This window comes from Motilimonas thetidivivens (genome assembly GCF_046452435.1).
Lineage (GTDB): Bacteria > Pseudomonadota > Gammaproteobacteria > Enterobacterales > CBDFNC01 > Motilimonas.
The window spans coordinates 101,478-119,915 of the sequence record NZ_JBKFDK010000010.1 but is presented as its reverse complement, the minus strand read 5'-3'; the positions used below and the strand labels follow the sequence as shown (position 1 = coordinate 119,915).

General features: G+C 45.0%; 20 protein-coding genes. 3 read left to right on the top strand and 17 right to left on the bottom strand.

Annotated elements, in window-relative coordinates; all coding sequences use genetic code 11:
• Window positions 1–28: 28 nt before the first annotated feature.
• The 9 genes from pepB to trmJ all read right to left on the bottom strand — a co-directional run bounded on the left by pepB (window position 29) and on the right by trmJ (window position 7,573).
• On the bottom strand, window positions 29–1,312 hold the full coding sequence (pepB, locus tag ACK8OT_RS09785) for an aminopeptidase PepB (RefSeq protein WP_410196329.1): 1,284 nt from the start codon (window positions 1,310–1,312) through the stop codon (window positions 29–31).
• Between the two features lie 152 nt (window positions 1,313–1,464).
• Complete coding sequence (fdx, locus tag ACK8OT_RS09780) at window positions 1,465–1,803, bottom strand: ISC system 2Fe-2S type ferredoxin (protein ID WP_410196328.1); 339 nt, start codon at window positions 1,801–1,803, stop codon at window positions 1,465–1,467.
• 1 nt (window position 1,804) lies between these two features.
• The gene (gene hscA, locus ACK8OT_RS09775) at window positions 1,805–3,652 is read right to left on the bottom strand and encodes a Fe-S protein assembly chaperone HscA (protein WP_410196327.1); all 1,848 of its coding nucleotides are present in this window, start codon (window positions 3,650–3,652) and stop codon (window positions 1,805–1,807) included.
• A gap of 5 nt (window positions 3,653–3,657) precedes the next feature.
• Window positions 3,658–4,173, bottom strand: a complete 516-nt coding sequence (gene hscB / locus ACK8OT_RS09770; RefSeq protein ID WP_410196326.1) for a co-chaperone HscB — start codon at window positions 4,171–4,173, stop codon at window positions 3,658–3,660.
• Window positions 4,174–4,181: 8 nt separating this feature from the next.
• Window positions 4,182–4,505 (bottom strand): iron-sulfur cluster assembly protein IscA, encoded by a 324-nt coding sequence (gene iscA / locus ACK8OT_RS09765; RefSeq protein WP_410196325.1) that lies wholly within the window; start codon window positions 4,503–4,505, stop codon window positions 4,182–4,184.
• 18 nt (window positions 4,506–4,523) lie between these two features.
• Window positions 4,524–4,904: a Fe-S cluster assembly scaffold IscU gene (gene iscU / locus ACK8OT_RS09760; protein WP_410196324.1), complete on the bottom strand. Its 381-nt coding sequence runs from the start codon at window positions 4,902–4,904 to the stop codon at window positions 4,524–4,526.
• A gap of 50 nt (window positions 4,905–4,954) precedes the next feature.
• Window positions 4,955–6,169, bottom strand: coding sequence for an IscS subfamily cysteine desulfurase (locus ACK8OT_RS09755; RefSeq protein WP_410196323.1), 1,215 nt, complete (start codon window positions 6,167–6,169; stop codon window positions 4,955–4,957).
• 45 nt (window positions 6,170–6,214) lie between these two features.
• Entirely contained in the window at window positions 6,215–6,733 is a 519-nt protein-coding gene (gene iscR, locus ACK8OT_RS09750) for a Fe-S cluster assembly transcriptional regulator IscR (RefSeq protein WP_410196322.1), read from the bottom strand.
• 78 nt (window positions 6,734–6,811) lie between these two features.
• Window positions 6,812–7,573, bottom strand: coding sequence for a tRNA (cytosine(32)/uridine(32)-2'-O)-methyltransferase TrmJ (gene trmJ, locus ACK8OT_RS09745; RefSeq protein WP_410196321.1), 762 nt, complete (start codon window positions 7,571–7,573; stop codon window positions 6,812–6,814).
• A 154-nt stretch (window positions 7,574–7,727) separates the two neighbouring features.
• On the opposite strand from trmJ, the gene suhB reads away from it, so the two are divergent.
• Entirely contained in the window at window positions 7,728–8,531 is an 804-nt protein-coding gene (suhB, locus tag ACK8OT_RS09740) for an inositol-1-monophosphatase (protein WP_410196320.1), read from the top strand.
• A 111-nt stretch (window positions 8,532–8,642) separates the two neighbouring features.
• Here suhB and ACK8OT_RS09735 read toward each other — a convergent pair whose 3' ends face one another.
• From ACK8OT_RS09735 to ACK8OT_RS09705, 7 genes are all read right to left on the bottom strand, one after another.
• The gene (locus tag ACK8OT_RS09735) at window positions 8,643–9,011 is read right to left on the bottom strand and encodes a rhodanese-like domain-containing protein (RefSeq protein WP_410196319.1); all 369 of its coding nucleotides are present in this window, start codon (window positions 9,009–9,011) and stop codon (window positions 8,643–8,645) included.
• 170 nt (window positions 9,012–9,181) lie between these two features.
• Window positions 9,182–10,129, bottom strand: a complete 948-nt coding sequence (secF, locus tag ACK8OT_RS09730) for a protein translocase subunit SecF (protein WP_410196318.1) — start codon at window positions 10,127–10,129, stop codon at window positions 9,182–9,184.
• A 15-nt stretch (window positions 10,130–10,144) separates the two neighbouring features.
• Window positions 10,145–12,004, bottom strand: coding sequence for a protein translocase subunit SecD (secD, locus tag ACK8OT_RS09725; protein WP_410196317.1), 1,860 nt, complete (start codon window positions 12,002–12,004; stop codon window positions 10,145–10,147).
• Between the two features lie 19 nt (window positions 12,005–12,023).
• Entirely contained in the window at window positions 12,024–12,359 is a 336-nt protein-coding gene (gene yajC, locus ACK8OT_RS09720) for a preprotein translocase subunit YajC (RefSeq protein WP_410196316.1), read from the bottom strand.
• A 27-nt stretch (window positions 12,360–12,386) separates the two neighbouring features.
• Window positions 12,387–13,514, bottom strand: a complete 1,128-nt coding sequence (gene tgt / locus ACK8OT_RS09715; protein ID WP_410196315.1) for a tRNA guanosine(34) transglycosylase Tgt — start codon at window positions 13,512–13,514, stop codon at window positions 12,387–12,389.
• Window positions 13,515–13,604: 90 nt separating this feature from the next.
• Entirely contained in the window at window positions 13,605–14,654 is a 1,050-nt protein-coding gene (queA, locus tag ACK8OT_RS09710) for a tRNA preQ1(34) S-adenosylmethionine ribosyltransferase-isomerase QueA (protein WP_410196314.1), read from the bottom strand.
• Window positions 14,655–14,828: 174 nt separating this feature from the next.
• Window positions 14,829–16,043 carry a S1 family peptidase gene (locus ACK8OT_RS09705; protein WP_410196313.1) on the bottom strand — a complete coding sequence of 405 codons (1,215 nt, stop codon included), beginning with the start codon at window positions 16,041–16,043 and terminating at the stop codon, window positions 14,829–14,831.
• Window positions 16,044–16,255: 212 nt separating this feature from the next.
• Here ACK8OT_RS09705 and ACK8OT_RS09700 point away from each other — a divergent pair, with 212 nt between their 5' ends.
• Window positions 16,256–16,690 carry a CBS domain-containing protein gene (locus ACK8OT_RS09700; RefSeq protein WP_410196312.1) on the top strand — a complete coding sequence of 145 codons (435 nt, stop codon included), beginning with the start codon at window positions 16,256–16,258 and terminating at the stop codon, window positions 16,688–16,690.
• A 340-nt stretch (window positions 16,691–17,030) separates the two neighbouring features.
• On the opposite strand, the gene ACK8OT_RS09695 is transcribed toward ACK8OT_RS09700, so the two are convergent.
• Window positions 17,031–17,453 carry a DUF4124 domain-containing protein gene (locus ACK8OT_RS09695; RefSeq protein WP_410196311.1) on the bottom strand — a complete coding sequence of 141 codons (423 nt, stop codon included), beginning with the start codon at window positions 17,451–17,453 and terminating at the stop codon, window positions 17,031–17,033.
• A gap of 184 nt (window positions 17,454–17,637) precedes the next feature.
• Between ACK8OT_RS09695 and ppk2 the strand changes: the two genes are divergently transcribed.
• Complete coding sequence (gene ppk2 / locus ACK8OT_RS09690; RefSeq protein WP_410196310.1) at window positions 17,638–18,423, top strand: polyphosphate kinase 2; 786 nt, start codon at window positions 17,638–17,640, stop codon at window positions 18,421–18,423.
• Window positions 18,424–18,438 lie beyond the last annotated feature (15 nt).

Below are 18,438 nucleotides of genomic sequence, written 5' to 3'. Positions count from 1 at the left end.
ATGAGGGGCCAAATGATTTTAAGGCGTGTTATAAACTTAGTAGCAGTTTTGCAATGGTGCGAACACCGTGCCCCTTGCCGCCAGCAGCCCAGAGATCATTGGGTACTTTTTGATAGGCTCCGGAAAGATCAAAGTGCAGCCAGTTCTTTTCTGGTTGCGGCACAAATTTAGATAAAAATGCCGCCGCGGTACTTGCCCCTGCGGTTCCTTCGCCACTGCCTACATTGGCAATATCGGCAAATGCTGAGCTGATTTGTTCGCTATGCCAAGGCGCAAAGGGTAATGGCCAAGCTTGCTCATTCTCTTCTCTAGCACAGTTAAGGACACGATGAAGAAGATCATCATCCATGCTGAGCACACTGTTATAATCTCGCCCTACCGCCATTTTTGCGGCGCCGGTTAACGTCGCCGCGTCAATAATGACTTTTGGATTTAGCTCTGCGGCAGCAATCAGTCCGTCCGCCATCACTAAACGTCCTTCAGCATCGGTATTGAGAATTTCAACACTCACGCCATTTTTATAGGTGATGATATCGCCAAGTTTATAGGCGTGTCCGCTAACTAAGTTTTCAGCGCAGCAAAGGAACAACTTAACTCGCTTTTTCAATCCTTGAGTTATGGCTAATGCTAAAGCACCGGTTAGCGTGGCCGCCCCGCCCATATCACTTTTCATAACCGACATACCATCACTGGGTTTTAGGCTATAACCACCGGAGTCAAAGGTGATCCCCTTACCCACCAAGGCAATATCATAAGGCGCATTGGCATCACCCGTTGGGTTATAGTCCAACTGTAGCATCACGCCCTTGCGCTCGCTGCCTCGGCCAACTTGGTAAATACCCACATACCCTTGTTCAATGAGCTCTTCACCCGTTACATAGCGATAGCTAATGTGCTGGCTATCAAGCTCAGATAAAAACTCAGCCGCTTGCAGGGCAAGTTGACTTGGCCCTAATTCCTCAGGGGTTTTATTAATGGTTTCACGCACCCATTCGGTGGTGAGTTTAACCGTGTTTAACCACGACGCGTCTTGCTCCGACACTTGGCCCCAATCAACGTTAGCGCCGGTTTTAGCATTGTAAAAACCTTGATTAAATAACCAGCGCCATTCGTTGGTCCATAAATCTCCTGCTAAAACCACCGCAGGGATCCCCATGTTCGCAAGCTTGCGAGCCGCTTTTTGCACTTGACGCTCAGCACTTTGGGCTGGGTCAAGATGAATAATTGCTTGCTCTGCAGTAAAACTTAATAGTGCAGCCTCACCCCAATGAGCTGGTGCCGGGGTCATGCTAAGGTGAACAGCAAAAGACATGATCGTGGTTCCTTAAAAGATATATAGACAAGCAGGATACCTAAGCTAAGGCAGCAGGTGAAGTCATATCTGGGTCAACGGGTCAGACAAAATTAAAACTAGCAGGGAAAGATCAAAAAAGCGCCTAGAATTAGGCGCTTTAACAGGATGGCTTAGTGGCCTTCAGAAACGATATTGACAGTATACTTTGGAATATCAACAACTAAGTCTTCGTCGGCAACTTCGATTTGACAACTCAGACGCGATTCAGGCTCTAACCCCCACGCCTTATCTAACATATCGTCTTCAAGCTCATCACTTTCTTCAAGTGAGTCAAACCCTTCACGAATAATCACATGGCAAGTTGTACAGGCACACGACTTCTCACAAGCATGCTCAATGTGAATACCGTTGCGCAGCGCAATTTCTAACACATTATCCCCTTGATTTGCGTCTACCGCTAAACCATCGGGACATAACTCTTCATGAGGTAAAAAAATAACCTTTGGCATACTACACCTTATCGACAGATTGTCCTTTAAGCGCTGCGCGGATTGAGTGATCCATCCGGCGCGCAGCAAATTCAGAGGTGGCAATATCCAACGCTTCTATTGCCAACTTAATTTTTTTCTCGTCATCACCCGCACTAGCCTGTTGCACATCGGCCATTGCTTGCTTGATTTGAGCTAATTCACTATCACTTAGGAGATCTTGACCATCTTTGCCTAGTGCAGCTGAAATAGATTCCAATGCTCGCTCAGCTTCTACTTTCTGCTCAACCAACATCCTTGCGCGAATGTCTTCTTTAGCATGGATCATAGATTCTTTTAGCATATCAGCAATCTGGGTATCGGCTAAACCATATGAAGGTTTAACTTCAATATGCGCTTGTACCCCAGATGATTTCTCCATGGCGGTTACACTTAATAGACCATCGGCGTCCACTTGGAAAGTAATACGAATATGGGCCGCACCCGCCGCCATTGGTGGAATATCGGTCAGCTCAAAGCGCGCTAACGAGCGACAGTCATTAACCATTTCGCGCTCACCCTGAGTCACATGTACTGCCATTGCCGTTTGACCATCCTTAAAGGTGGTAAACTCTTGGGCACGCGCAACTGGAATAGTGGTATTTCGCGGAATAATTTTTTCCACTAAGCCACCCATGGTTTCAATACCGAGCGACAGTGGGATCACGTCCAGCAGTAACATTTCAGAATCAGGCTTATTGCCGACTAAAATATCAGCTTGGATCGCCGCACCAATCGCAACCACTTTATCGGGATCGATACTGGTTAGCGGCTCTGTCGCAAAAAAGGCACCAACCTGCTCACGCACATAAGGCACGCGAGTTGAGCCGCCCACCATCACCACTTGTTGCACATCTTCAATGGCTTGCTCGGCGTCTTTTAACGCTCGGCGACATGCAAGCAAGGTCTTTTTGACTAAGCTTGCGATCAAATCATTAAAGGTTTCACGGGTGATCTCAATTGCAAAATCAATTGAATCTACCTTCACCGTGGTTTTGTCAGCCGATGATAACGCAACCTTGGCCGTGCACGCCGCTTGCTTTAACTCACGCTGCAGGGAATGAGAAAACGGCGCACTGATGTCAGCTTGCTGTGCTAACCAAGTGACGATATTGTCATCGAAATCATCACCGCCAAGAGCCGAATCGCCTCCCGTCGCCAATACTTCAAATACGCCTTTGTGTAAGCGTAAAATCGAAATATCGAAGGTACCGCCCCCTAAATCATAAACCGCAATCACCCCTTCTTGACCAGAATCCAGACCATAAGCGATCGCCGCCGCGGTCGGTTCATTAAGCAAACGCAGGACATTTAAATTAGCGAGTTTAGCCGCATCTTTAGTCGCTTGACGCTGAGCATCATCAAAATACGCGGGTACGGTGATCACCACACCTTGAAGCTCATCACCTAAGGTTTTGATCGCTGTTTGGGTTAAGCGCTTTAAAATTTCACTGCTAACTTGTACTGGGTTTACTTCACCAGAGCGCGTTTTAATTGCAATGCTATCGAGCTCGCCAAAATGATAAGGCATCTCACTTTGGTTGATATCCGCAAGGGATTTACCCATTAGACGCTTTATCGACACTAAAGTATTGGCGGCATCTTTAACGGCAAAATTCAGTGCTTCATTGCCCACTAAAATGTCATTTTCGCCATAATGCACAACCGAAGGGATGATATCTTGCCCTGATTCATCAACCAGAGTTTGGGCTAAACCACTGCGAACGCTTGCAACCAGTGAGTTGGTGGTACCTAAATCTATGCCCACCGCCAGTTTACGTTGATGGGGAGCCGCACTTTGGCCCGGCTCAGCAATTTGAAGTAACGCCATATAATTTATTCCAGGAGGGATTCTTCTAACAGTTCAAGCTCTTGTTGTAACTTAAACATAAATTTTAATTTTCGGACTAATAACGCAGCATCGTTATAACTGTGCGCGGCTAATTCGCTGATTAGCTGTTGCTGCAGAGTCTCTTGATGAGTCTTAAGTAGTTTTTCAAAAGCAGCTATTTCACTGTCAGGATCAGCACTTTGCGCTATCTCTTCAAGTTGTTCACGCCATTCCATTTGCTGCATTAAAAACGCAGGATCGCGCAAGGTTTGCTGCTCATGTTGCAAGTCAACACCCGCAAGGCTAAGTAAATACTCGGCTCTGCGTAGAGGGGATTTTAGGGTTTGAAAAGCATCGTTAATTTGGGACGCCTTTTGCATTGCGGCAAGCTTATCGCTCTCGCTGGCGGTCGCAAACTTATCGGGATGGAACTGCATTTGCAGTTCCCGATAAGTTTGTGAAATAGAGGCTAAATCTAGCGAGTAATCGGGCGTTATGCCAAATAATTCAAAATAATTCACAACGCCCCTTAGACACTAAAGCTTTCGCCACATCCACATTCACCCTCAACGTTAGGGTTATTAAATTCGAACCCTTCGTTAAGACCTTCTTTGACAAAGTCTAATTGAGTGCCATCAAGAAAAGTCAGGCTTTTGGCGTCAACGATAACTTTCACCCCATTTTGCTCAAAGACTTCATCATCAGGATTAAGCTCATCTACAAACTCAAGCACATAAGCTAAACCAGAACAGCCCGACGTTTTAACGCCTAAGCGCAGTCCTATTCCTTTACCGCGGTTTGCTAAAAAGTCACGCACCCGAGATTCTGCCGGTGGAGTCATCGTTACTGCCATTATACTGCCTCGTCTAAATTACGCTTTTTTACTCTTGTAGTCTTCGATTGCTGCTTTAATTGCATCTTCTGCAAGAATCGAGCAATGGATTTTAACAGGTGGTAGAGCTAATTCAGCAGAAATATCGGTATTTTTAATTGCTGCCGCTTCTTCTAGCGACTTACCTTTTACCCACTCTGTTACCAGTGAACTCGATGCAATGGCACTACCACAGCCATAGGTTTTGAACTTAGCATCTTCAATGATACCTTCGTCGCTGATTTTTAATTGCAGCTTCATTACGTCACCACATGCTGGTGCGCCAACTAAACCTGTTGCTACTTGTGGGTCATTTTTTTCAAAAGAACCAACATTACGCGGGTTCTCGTAGTGATCTATTACTTTATCGCTGTAAGCCATTTGCTATTACTCCCGTGCTTAAGATTGTTTACCTAAGGTTATCTGAATGATTAGTGGTGTGCCCACTCAACCTTGCTCAAATCAATACCTTCTTTGAACATGTCCCAAAGTGGCGACATTTCACGTAAACGACCGATATTTTTATTTATAATTTCAATGGCATAGTCGATTTCTTCAGCCGTGGTAAAACGACCAATACTGAAACGAATCGAGCTGTGCGCTAACTCATCATCACGGCCTAATGCACGCAATACGTATGACGGTTCAAGACTTGCCGATGTACAAGCACTACCAGAAGAAACAGCCAGATCCTTCAGCGCCATCACTAGGGATTCACCTTCAACATAGTTAAAGCTGACATTCAGATTACCGGCAACGCGGTGCTCCATTGAGCCATTTAGGTAAACCTCTTCCATGTCTTTCACGCCGTTCCATAAACGCTCACGCAGCGCGAGAATACGTTCGCCTTCTTCGGCCATTTCTTGTTTGGCAATACGGAAAGCTTCGCCCATACCCACGATTTGGTGAGTCGGTAAGGTACCACTGCGCATGCCGCGCTCATGGCCACCACCGTGCATTTGCGCTTCAAGACGGATACGTGGTTTACGACGAACGTAAAGTGCGCCGATGCCTTTAGGGCCATAGATCTTATGAGCAGAAAAAGACATTAAATCGACTTTCAAGGTTTGTAAATCGATTGGCAATTTACCCACACTTTGCACCGCATCAACGTGGAAATAGACTTTATTCTCACGACATAGCTCACCAATAGCAGCAATGTCTTGGATCACGCCGATTTCGTTATTTACGTGCATGATGCTCACTAAGATGGTGTCTTCACGCAGCGCTTGCTTAATTTTATCAAGTGAAATTATGCCTTCACTGTCTGGCTCAAGGTAGGTAACTTCAAAACCGTCACGCTCTAATTGACGACAAGGGTCAAGTACGGCTTTATGCTCGGTTTTTGAGGTAATGATATGCTTGCCTTTTTTACCGTAAAATCCAGCAATACCTTTGATTGCAAGGTTATTCGCTTCCGTCGCACCAGAAGTAAATACGATTTCACGTGGGTCTGCATTAACCAATTCTGCAATCTCATTACGAGCGATATCAACCGCCTCTTCGGCTTGCCAGCCAAAACGGTGAGAGCGCGAGGCCGGATTACCAAAATTGCCATCAAGCGTTAAGTATTGCATCATCTTCTGCGCAACCCGAGGGTCAACTGGTGTGGTTGCAGAATAGTCCAGATAAATTGGCAACTTCATTTTGTTCTCCATATAAGCACATCTTCGACAGTGCTAGACACTTTGCTATAAGCGAAAATTCACTTCCAATTGTTCTAATTTATTAACCAGTGCATTTTCTTTAATCGTTGGGGCACTGGCCGATTTCATTTTGTTATCTTGCGCGACAGCGATTTGTCTCACCTCGGCATTGTTCACTAATTCGAACAAGGTGATGCCATCTAAAAATTCGCTGATGCGATCACTGAGCTGATTCCATAATGAATGGGTTAAGCACTGCACGCCATCTTGACAGGTACCCGACCCCAAGCATTTACGTGCATCGACCGATTCATTAACTGCATTAATAATCATGCCAATGGAGATAGTTTCGCCATTTTTACCCAGTAGATAGCCGCCACCTGGGCCTCTAACACTGGATACTAACCCTTCTTTACGTAGCTTTGAAAAGAGCTGTTCTAAATAAGACAAGGAAATACCTTGTCGCTCAGAAATCTCTGCTAATGGCACTGGGCCTTTACCTGTATGTAGGGCTACATCTAGCATTGCAGTCACAGCATAGCGCCCTTTAGAAGTCAGTCTCATTGCATGTCTCAGTTGTAAACATGCGACCATTATCAAATACCAGACTAATTTAGTCAAGTATAAAACCAACTAATTTAGTCAGGTATTATTCGGCTGATTTCGAGCCTTTTTCTGTGGTCTCTTGATGCCCTGAAGTGCTTTATCGACCGAGGTCAACATACCGCGCAAAATATTAAGCTCTTGAGACTCAGGTCTGGCGCGATTGAAGAATCGGCGTAATTTATTCATGACCTGCCCAGGATGTGAGGCAATAATAAATTCCACCTGAGTTAAGGTCGTTTCTAAATGCTGATAAAAACGCTCAAGCTCCGCCGTTAGTGGGTATTCCTGCTCCTGCTTTGGCCACTGCTTTTGCGCTAACAAAGTCATGCGCACTTCATAGCATAAGGTTTGTACCGCCATGGCCAAGTTGAGTGAAGAATACTCTGGGTTAGCCGGAATATTGACGTGAAAATGACAACGCTGTAGCTCTTCGTTGGTTAAGCCGGTGCGTTCACGACCAAACACCATAGCCACGCGCTTATCTTGACCTTCCACCACTACTTTTTCAGCCATTTCTCTTGGCCCAAGCATAGGCCAATTTAAGGTGCGTGAACGCGCACTGGCTCCGACCACTAATTGACAGTCCGCTATCGCGTCTTCTAAGCAATCGTATATTGTAATATTTTCAACCACATCAGCAGCTCCTGCAGATAAAGCCACCGCATGACTATCGACTTCGCAGTCCGGTGTTACCAGTACAAGATCATGAATGCCCATGGTTTTCATCGCTCTTGCGGCGCTACCAATATTACCGGGGTGAGAAGTACCAATTAATACAACACGTACATTTTCTAACATCAAACTGCTCGACGATAATTCCAAAAATGCGGATTCTACCACAGCAGCAGCTGTAAAAAACGTCTTTTATTACTTTACTATGTCGAGTCTGGTTGTTATGATCCGCCGCCGTAAATTTATACAACGTTCTTTAACATCTAGTGGTGAATCCGATATGCATCCTATGCTAAATATCGCGGTACGCGCAGCGCGTAACGCAGGTAATGTTATTGCAAAAGCTTATGAGCAACTTGAAAAAGTTGAAGTGGAACAAAAAGGGTCTAACGACTTTGTAACCAATGTTGATAAAGAAGCTGAGCTAGCCATTATCAATACGATCCGCAAATCTTATCCTGAACATTCTATCGTCGCAGAAGAAAGCGGAGAGTTAGCAGGTAGCGATAATGACTACCAATGGGTGATCGATCCACTAGATGGCACGACCAACTTTGTTCGTGGCATTCCACACTTTGCCGTATCTATCGCGCTACGCGTGAAAGGTAGAACCGAGCAAGCTGTTGTTTTTGATCCCATCAACAATGAACTATTCAGCGCAACTCGTGGTGCTGGTGCTCAACTTAATGGTTACCGCATTCGTACTACGCATGCCAAAGAAATTAAGGGCACATTACTGGCCACGGGTTTCCCATTTAAACAAAAGCACCACAGCGAAGCTTACTTCAATATTTTTGCTGATCTGTTTACCGATGTTGCCGACATGCGCCGTAGTGGCTCTGCAGCATTAGACTTAGCTTATGTTGCAGCGGGCCGTTATGACGGTTACTGGGAATTAGGCCTAAAACCTTGGGATTTCGCCGCTGGTGAATTAATCGCTAAAGAAGCCGGTGCTATCGTGACCGATTTCTCGGGAAATCATGAATACCTAAAATCAGGCAACTTAGTGGTAGGCGGTCCAAAAGTAGTTAAGCAATTACTAAGCAAAATTCGCCCTCACCTAACAGAGTCAATGAGTCGCTAAGCATTTAGTCACTTAACAAACCACAAAGGCGATATTACATCGCCTTTTTTTTGGCCAAATTTCGTTTCAGTGGACTAAATGAAATTGGCTCGAATGATCCACTCAGGTAAGTTATTCGGTTATTTCATAACCTGCTTCTTTCCAACCACGAAAGCCACCGTCCATACTGATCACCTTGGTGTACCCCATTTGTTGCAGGTTATCGACCGAAAGCGCAGAGCGAAAACCGCCGCCACAGTAAACCACAATCTCGGTATTAAGATCAGGGCAGCGTTGCTCAATATCTCGCTCCAAAATACCGCGACCGAGATATATCGCATTTGGAATGTGCCCTTTGGCCCACTCGCTTTCTTCACGGTTATCAATCAAAACAAAGTCACGTTTTTGCTCTAACCACTGCTTAACGGTTTGCACATCGGTTTCTTTAATGCGCTTACGCGAGGCATCCACAAGATCTAAGAAGCGTTGGCTGTGTTGCATCTCTTTTCCTTATTTTAATAACATTAGCTCACTTAACTTCAGCTTTGGTAAAGATATTTCAAATAAATACTATATGGCTTATCCAAAGCTCAGGTTAACTTAATATACCCTGATTTAGCGACAAAAAAACCCGCCGAAGCGGGTTTTTGTCATGGGTGAACGACAAGCTGTTACAGTACAGCTTCTTGATCTGCCCCTTCTTTTTCTACTTCAACTGGGATCATGTGTTCACGCGAGATACCCAGTCTTACAGCTAAGGCACTGGCCACATAGATTGAAGAATAAGTACCCACGAAAATCCCCACGAGTAGTGCAGTTGCAAAACCATGGATCATCGCACCGCCTTTCAAAAACAAAGCGATTAACACAAACAAAGTGGTACCCGATGTGATCATGGTACGGCTTAATGTTTGCGTCAGTGAGATATCGACGATTTCTTCTGGGCCACCTTTGCGGACACGGCGGAAGTTTTCACGGATCCGGTCAAATACAACGATGGTATCGTTTAACGAGTAACCGACAACCGCCAGCACGGCAGCAAGTACGGTTAAGTCAAACTCAAGTTGAAACAGTGAGAAAACACCCAGAGTTAAGATCACGTCATGACCTAACGCCGCAACAGAGCCTAACGCTAAACGCCATTCAAAACGCATGCTAACATATAAAAGAATACAGGCAAGCGCGACAATAATGGCAAGACCACCGTTTTCAGCCAACTCAGCTCCCACGTTGGGGCCAACGAATTCAATACGGCGCATGTCTACGCCCGCTTCGATCGACTCCTGCAATGCATCAAGGATTTGTTGGCCAATCACTTCGCCTTTCACGCCTTCACGCGGCGCGACGCGAACCATCACCTCTTTAGAGCTACCAAAATGTTGCACAATCGCATCATCAAAGCCCTTAGCTGAGAGTACTTCACGAACTTGTTTTAGGTCAGCTGGGTGTTCAAACCCCACTTCAATCAAGGTTCCGCCTGTGAAGTCTAGACCCCAGTTAAAGCCTTTAACGGCAATAATACCGATAGAGGCGATAACCAAAATCAAAGACAGCAAAGAGGCCGGCTTAGAGAAGCGCATAAAGCGGATAGTATCGCCAGGTTTTAATATTTGAAACATAGTTGATACTTCCCGTTAAATTGACAGCTTCTTGAGACGTTTACCGCCCCATAGCAAGTTAACAATGGCACGCGTACCTACAATCGAGGTAAACATGGATGTCGCTATACCTATCATCAGGGTAACAGCAAAGCCTTTCACCGGACCTGTGCCCACAGCAAATAGAATAAACGCCGTGATCAAAGTGGTGATATTAGCATCGGCAATGGTCGAAAATGCATTTCCATAACCTTCATTAATGGCTTTTTGAATGCTTTTACCTTCTAATAGCTCCTCACGGATACGCTCAAAGATAAGTACGTTCGCATCCACCGCCATACCAACGGTTAATACAATACCCGCGATACCAGGCAAGGTTAACGTTGCCCCCGGTACCATAGACATAATGCCCACGATCATGATGATGTTCACAAACAAGGCGGTGTTAGCAACTAAACCAAAGGCACGGTAGTAAACAGCCATAAAGATAACCACGGCTAACATACCGTAAATCATCGCTGCCATACCGTTATCTATGTTTTGCTGACCCATGCTTGGACCGATTGTACGCTCTTCCACAATCTGGATTGGCGCAATCAAGGCACCCGCACGAAGTAACAAGGCTAGGTTATGCGCTTCCGCCGGGTTATCTATCCCTGTAATACGGAAACTACGACCCAACTGCGCTTGAATGGTGGCCACGTTAATGATTTCTTCGTGTTTAACCAATTTGCGCTTGCCATTTTCATCTTCTTGTCCGGTTGGCAACCATTCAATAAATAGGGTTGCCATGGGCTTGCCTATGTTATTTTTGGTTACACGTGACATTTTTGAGCCACCTTGTGAGTCCAAGTCGATATTAACTTGTGGGCGGCTGTATTCGTCCATGCTTGAACGCGCGCCCACAATATGATCGCCCGTTAGCATAATTTGCTTTTGCAACACAAACGGCTGGCCATCACGGTTTTTATAGACCTGAGAAGTCGCAGGTAAACGGCCTTCAACAGCATCACGCACGTCGGTTTTTTCGTCAACTAAACGAAATTCCAACATCGCCGTGGCACCCAAAATTTCTTTCGCTTGCGCAGTATCTTGCACACCTGGCAGCTCAACTACGATGCGATCAGCACCTTGACGTTGAACTTGCGGCTCCGCCACACCAAGTTGGTTTACACGGTTACGAATAATGGTGATGTTTTGCTCAAGGGCGTAGTTTTTGGTTTCCTTAAGCTTGTCTTCACTCATGACAACGCTAAGTAAGTAAACACCTTCGCTTTCATCATCTTCGAAAATAAAACCTGGATACTTCGGCTTTAAAAACGCTTCAGCTTCATTGCGCGTTTGCTCATCCGCAAATCGAATAACAACGCCATTGCTTTTCGCTTCTTCACGTACGCCGCGATAGCGGATTTTCTCTTCGCGCAGCTCAGAGCGAAAATCGCTGACCATTTGCTCTTTGGCTTTAGCAATCGCCGCATCCATATCCACTTCCATTAAGAAGTGAACACCACCACGTAAATCAAGACCTAGTTTTAGTGGACCCGCACCGATGGCTTGTAGCCATTCTGGCGTTGCCGGCGCTAAGTTCAATGCGGTAGTAAATTGTGCACCAAGCAGGTCAGAAATAAGCTCCTTCGCTTTTAGTTGGTCGTCACGGTTTACCAAACGCACCAGTAAACGCCCTTCTTCTAGCGAGCTGCTTTTAACCTGAATATTAGCTTGTTCAAGAGCATCATTGATTTGACCAGCAGTCGCGAGCTCAACTTCTGCACCACGCTTACCGGAGACTTGTACGGCAGGATCCTCGCCGTAAAGGTTAGGAGTTGCGTAAAGTAAACCTATGGTGATCACAGCGATCACCATAATGTACTTCCACAACGGATATTTGTTTAACACTGTAAACGTCCTTGTAGACTTATAAAGACTTTAGCGTACCCTTTGGTAGCACTGCGCTAACGTAGTCTTTTTTAATAACAACTTGATTGCTCTCATTAAGCTCAATCGTGATGTAGTCGTTTTCGTCAGTAACTTTAACGATACGGCCAACTAGACCACCCGATGTCAACACCTCATCTCCCTTTGCAAGTGATGACATTAGATTTTTATGCTCTTTCACGCGTTTGTTTTGCGGGCGAAAAATCATAAAGTAAAAAATAGCCGCAAACACAACCAGCATGAAAATCATCGACATACCACCACCTTCGGCGCCGGCAGCTGGAGTTGCGTAAGCATTAGCAATCAAAAAGCTCATTATATATCCTCGTACTTAACGTAAAAATTATTTTTCTTCTAAAGGCGGAACCGGTTTACCGATCTTGCCGTAAAACTCTGTCACAAAGTCGTCTAATTTACCCTGCGCGATAGCATTGCGCAAACCTTCCATCAAACGTTGGTAATAACGTAAGTTATGGATGGTATTCAAACGCGCGCCCAAAATCTCATTACACTTATCTAAATGATATAAATAGGCCCGAGAATAATTTTTACAAGTGTAACAATCACATTCAGGATCCAGTGTATTGATATCTTCGCGGTGTTTAGCGTTGCGAATTTTTACCACACCTTCGGATGTAAACAAATGACCATTACGGGCATTTCTTGTTGGCATCACGCAATCAAACATATCTACGCCGCGGCGAACGCCTTCAACCAAATCTTCGGGTTTACCTACGCCCATTAAATAGCGCGGTTTATCGGCAGGAATTTTAGGCGCGATGTGCTCAAGAATTCGGTGCATGTCTTCTTTAGGCTCGCCTACGGCAAGGCCACCAATGGCATAGCCATCAAAACCAATTTGCAATAAGCCATCCAAAGACACATCACGTAAATGCTCGTAAACCCCACCTTGGATAATACCAAACAGTGCATTCGGGTTTTGTTTGGCATCAAATTGTGCACGGCTTCGTTTCGCCCAACGCAATGACAACTGCATCGATTTTTCCGCTTCGGCTTCCGTCGCCGGATAAGGCGTACATTCATCGAATATCATCACAATATCCGAGCCTAAGTCGTACTGAATATCCATTGACCCTTCTGGACTTAAGAAAATCTTTTCGCCATTCACAGGGTTACGAAAATGCACGCCTTCCTCGGTGATCTTACGGATATCGCCTAAGCTAAATACCTGAAAACCACCCGAATCCGTTAGGATCGGACCTTGCCAGTTCATAAAGTCATGTAAATCACCGTGCTTGCGCATCACGGCTTGACCCGGACGTAACCAAAGGTGAAAGGTATTGCCTAATAAGATTTCAGCGCCGGTCGCTGCCACTTCTTCTGGCGTCATCCCCTTCACAGTACCGTAGGTGCCTACTGGCATAAAGGCCGGTGTTTCTACCGTACCACGTTCAAAAACCAAGCGGCCACGACGAGCACGGCCATCGGTGTTTAATAGTTCGTATTTCATTAATACCTCTTCAAGTCAGAAAAACAGTCCAACCGAATTTGGGTGTAAAAGAAGGTGACTTATGCAGTCACCGTATCTGTCGCGTTTGTTTTACGCATTGTCTTTGCGCGTTAAGAACATGGCATCACCGTAGCTAAAGAAACGGTATTTATGCTCTATCGCGCTAGCGTAGGCAGGCATTATATGCTCAAACCCAGCAAAAGCGGATACCAACATGATCAAAGTTGATTCAGGTAAATGGAAATTAGTGATCATCGCGTCCACTAATTGAAATTGATAACCTGGATAGATAAAGATCTGGGTGTCATCAAAAAAGGGCGCAAGGGGTTTTCCTTGTGCAAGGGTGGCTTGCGCGGCACTTTCTAATGAGCGTACAGACGTCGTCCCCACCGCAATTACACGGCCACCTCGAGCGCGTGTCGCATTTATTTGCGCAACCACTTCGTCTGGCACTTCAGCATATTCCGAGTGCATCTGATGCTCAAGTACATTATCGACTTTCACAGGCTGAAAGGTGCCGGCACCAACGTGTAAGGTAACAAACGCTTGCTCTATGCCCTTGGCTTTGAGCTTATCAAGTAACACTTGATCAAAATGTAAGCCCGCTGTTGGCGCAGCAACCGCTCCCGGTTTCTTATTATAAACCGTTTGATAACGTTCTTTATCGGAATCTTCATCGGGGCGATCTATGTAAGGCGGCAATGGCATATGACCAATGCTTTCAAGCACTTCAAGTACCGTGCGCGAGTCATCTAGTGCAATTTCAAACAAGGCATCGTGACGTTGTACCATCACCGCATTCACGCTACCTTCAAGAATCAGTTTATTACCCGGCTTAGGTGACTTAGAGCAGCGCACATGAGCCAAAAAATGTTTTTCGTCTAAAATACGCTCCACCAGTACTTCTAACTTACCACCGGATTCTTTTTGGCCGAACATTCTCGCTGGGATCACCCGTGTATCATTAAACACAAGTAAGTCACCCGGCGACAATAAATCAATAATATCGGTAAATTGCTTATGTGCAATTTCACCCGTATTACCGTCAAGGCTAAGCAATCGACTAGATGTACGCTCTGGATTAGGGTAACGAGCGATTAACTCATTGGGTAGTTCAAAAGAAAAATCGGCTACTTTCATTACTGCATACCAAGATAAAAGAAGGCAGCTAGTCTAGGCTTGCCCCCTTTGAATATCAAGTATTGTGACAGGGAAATCAGCAGATGAGCCGCTCAAGGAAAGCCCATGAGCCTAATATCGATTAGGCATCACTCATTAACAAGCTTTATCCGTTGGCAAATTAATCTCATCTCACTAGCACCTTACTTGTTGGCGGCAATAATACACTATCATTAGCCAAATGAAGCAACACCAAGCCAAACTCCCACCACCGCCACCAGATGGGGTAGCAACACGATTATCGGCATAAGCTGCGATGCTAAAAGTGAGGTTGGCTATCGCGCCATTATCACCGTAAGCCGCCAACGTCATTTGGTGAACTTGAAGAATATCGCCAATCATGGTCAAGGTTACACTGCAGCTCTGTTGCGCGGCTAATGTTTTACCAATACAGCCTTGGTCGGCCTGCAAGACTCCCGCAGGTGATATCTCAATATCCGTAATCACCACAGCTTGATCTGAGGTATTGGTTAACATCACAGGTTGGCCTTCTGTTGTTGCATCGCTATGACTAAACAGCGGGGCATTTCCCCATAACAAGGAAGCTTGTTGTTGTGCAATCCAATCAAGATACTCAGGCACGTAAGTAAACGCGGCAGGTAACCCTTTTAAACCACAAGCATCGGCGGCACCAAAACTAACAATACCAAACTGTTTGTCGCCTTCGGCTGTTTGTATCATCACGGGGCCGCCAGAATCACCAAAGCAAGTGTCTTGTAGCTCCTGCCCTCCAGCACAAAATACCGAATCGGGTAATGGGCTATAAGGGCAAGGTTGATAGTCAAGGCTAACTTGTTTAAGAAAGTTAGGGTAATGATCGCCCGCTTGATTATCGGCGCCCCAACCAAAAGCGGTGAAGTAGGCATTGCCATAACTAAACTGACTTAAATTGCCCGTTCCTAAGCGATTATATTGACTAGTGATGGGGTCAATAACATGAAGCAATGCAATATCATGATTAAGCCGTACGGCGTCAAATTCAGGATGAATAATTATCCGATTAACCTTTACTCTACGGTTATAGTCGGTTGAAGCACTGAGTTCGGTGGCATTAAAGAAGACCTCAATCTGGCTATCTTCAATGCCATCTCGGTTGTTATCTTGGCCTTCTGCATTAACGCAATGGGCTGCGGTGAGTAGCCAATGGGGCGACAACACACTGGCTCCACAAATGTGATATAACACATTATTTCGCCACACTTGCAAGCTCGCAATACCGACAGTTAGCTCATCTACTGCACTGCCACCAACAATTCTTGGGCCTGCTTGGGCTGCCTGCATTATAAATAGCAAACACAAACATAATGCCTTAACGATAGCAAGATAGGGTAAACGGTTCAGCGCAGCCATAACGTCACTCCGACAATGTCATTGCTTAAGCTTAGGCATTTACGTGCATTTTCTGGCTAAAAAATGGTCATTTTACTGTCAATTAGTTTCCGCCTTTGAAACAACCAAAAATAGCTGAAATAACAGTGATTAGTTTCATAAATATGACGCTGATCAACAGCAAATTACACTGCATTGACTAGATTTAAAGTAACTATGTAGGAGGGTTAATTATGATCACCGTTGCCGATATTATGACCTCGAGTCTATACACCCTAAGCCCCCAAGACACTCTTTCTCAAGCTGCTGAATTAATGGCAGAAAAACGCATTCGTCATATTCCTATTCTGGAGCAAGACAAATTAGTTGGTTTGATTTCTGAGCGGGATTTACTGGCCGCTAAACAATCATCCGTGATCAAAGAAACCGGCGAGCACTCGCTTTGGTCGTCGATAGAGCTCGATAAAGTGATGACGAAGAACCTGACCACCGTCGATCCAAAGGCGAGCGTTAAGGCCGCTGCACTGTATATACAGCAACACAAATTTGGTTGTTTACCTGTGGTCAAAAATGGCAAGTTAATCGGCATCATCACCGACACGGATTTTGTCGCGGTGGCCATCAACTTACTTGAATTGGAAGAGTTACATGATAATGAGGAAATTTGAGTGTAATTTTATTTCATTAAAAAGCATGAGATTTGAGCAAGTTACATTAAACAGATAGCTTAAATGAGCCTGTTTTCAGAATATTTTGTGGTTTAGTTACACTTTTGCCTTGCATTGTGAGATCTATCACATTAGTATGCGCGCATTATTTATCGACGTATTGATTAGCAAGCCAATACGAGCACTTTGGAAGTGTGCAAAGATAAACTCCATTAGGCAACATAGGATTTGCGCGCTTGATGCAACAAGTAGAAATACTTGTGTGACTATTCCTTGTTTTTCAACCCTGCTCAGTAGCAGGGTTTTTTTTGTCTTTTTTCTGCGTTGATTTAACTCAAGCCTACTTAAAGGAAGCGAAACACCCCTGTTGCAACCAATCCTGTTGGCGCTTATTCACTTCCAATTTCAGAATATGATCATATTCACTGGCATGTTGCTCCATTAACGCTTCCAATAAGGCAATACGTTTAGCTATCCAACGGCAACTCGGTGATAGCGATTCATGTAATGAAAATACAGCCTCTAAATCCGCTTGAGGTTGGTATATCTTTGGCAGCTGAACAGCGCTGGGGGATGGCTCGGTGTCGATACTTATTTCAAACTCCATAAAACGTCGCTGCAACCTATCTTCAGGACGTGGGGGCTTATCGGTATAGTGGATCACGCCTTTTTCATCTATCCATGAAAAAACGGTCTGAGCATGGCTTACCTCAGCAAAGGCTAAAATATAAATTAAACAACCCCAACCAAACACATTACACACGCGCTCCTCCAACTTAACTATGTGCTAGTTAAACTTAGGCAAAACCATTACATCGATTATTTACACTATAGTTTACAAAGAACAGCTTGTTAACTAGGGCAAGTTTGGCACACAACATATCAATTGGCTTTAAATCAGGGCAAACGTACAAATGTAAACAGCAGCAGGATTTAGGAGCGAAAATATGGCTAAGCTCAGTAACAAAAAATACCTACAAGCCTTATTGAACTTACAAAGTGAGTTAGTCACGTTGCAGCAATGGGTGGTAGCGAAACAACTTAAAGTGGTGGTTATTTTTGAAGGCCGAGATGCTGCGGGTAAAGGCGGAGTGATCAAACGGATCACGGAAAAGCTTAACCCTAGGGTATGTCGCATTGCCGCCCTGCCCGCCCCTAATGATAGAGAAAAAAGTCAATGGTATTTTCAGCGCTATGTGGCTCATTTACCTGCAGGCGGTGAAATCGTATTATTTGATCGCAGCTGGTACAACCGAGCCGGAGTCGAACGGGTGATGGGCTTTTGTAGCGAGGAGCAGTACCTAGAGTTTTTACACTCATGTCCTAAATTCGAGCGCATGCTCACCCAATCTGGCATCATTTTAATTAAATATTGGTTTTCGGTTTCAGACGAAGAGCAAGAAAAACGTTTTCTGGAGCGGATTAACAATCCTTTGAAACGCTGGAAATTTAGTCCCATGGATCTGGAATCGCGTAGCCGCTGGGCAGCATATTCTGAAGCCAAAGATGAGATGTTTGCTTATACCGACACCACGTCTAATCCTTGGTGGGTCGTTAACTCAGATGATAAGAAGCGGGCAAGGCTTAATTGCATCAGTCATTTGCTCAGCCATATTGACTATCATCCATTGCCAGCAAAAGAAGTGGTGCTACCGCCCTTAAACAAAAAGGCGCAAGAAAAATACCTTCGTGCGCCTATTGATAGCCAAAATTTTGTGCCTGAGCTGTTTTAGCTTAAACCACTTTGG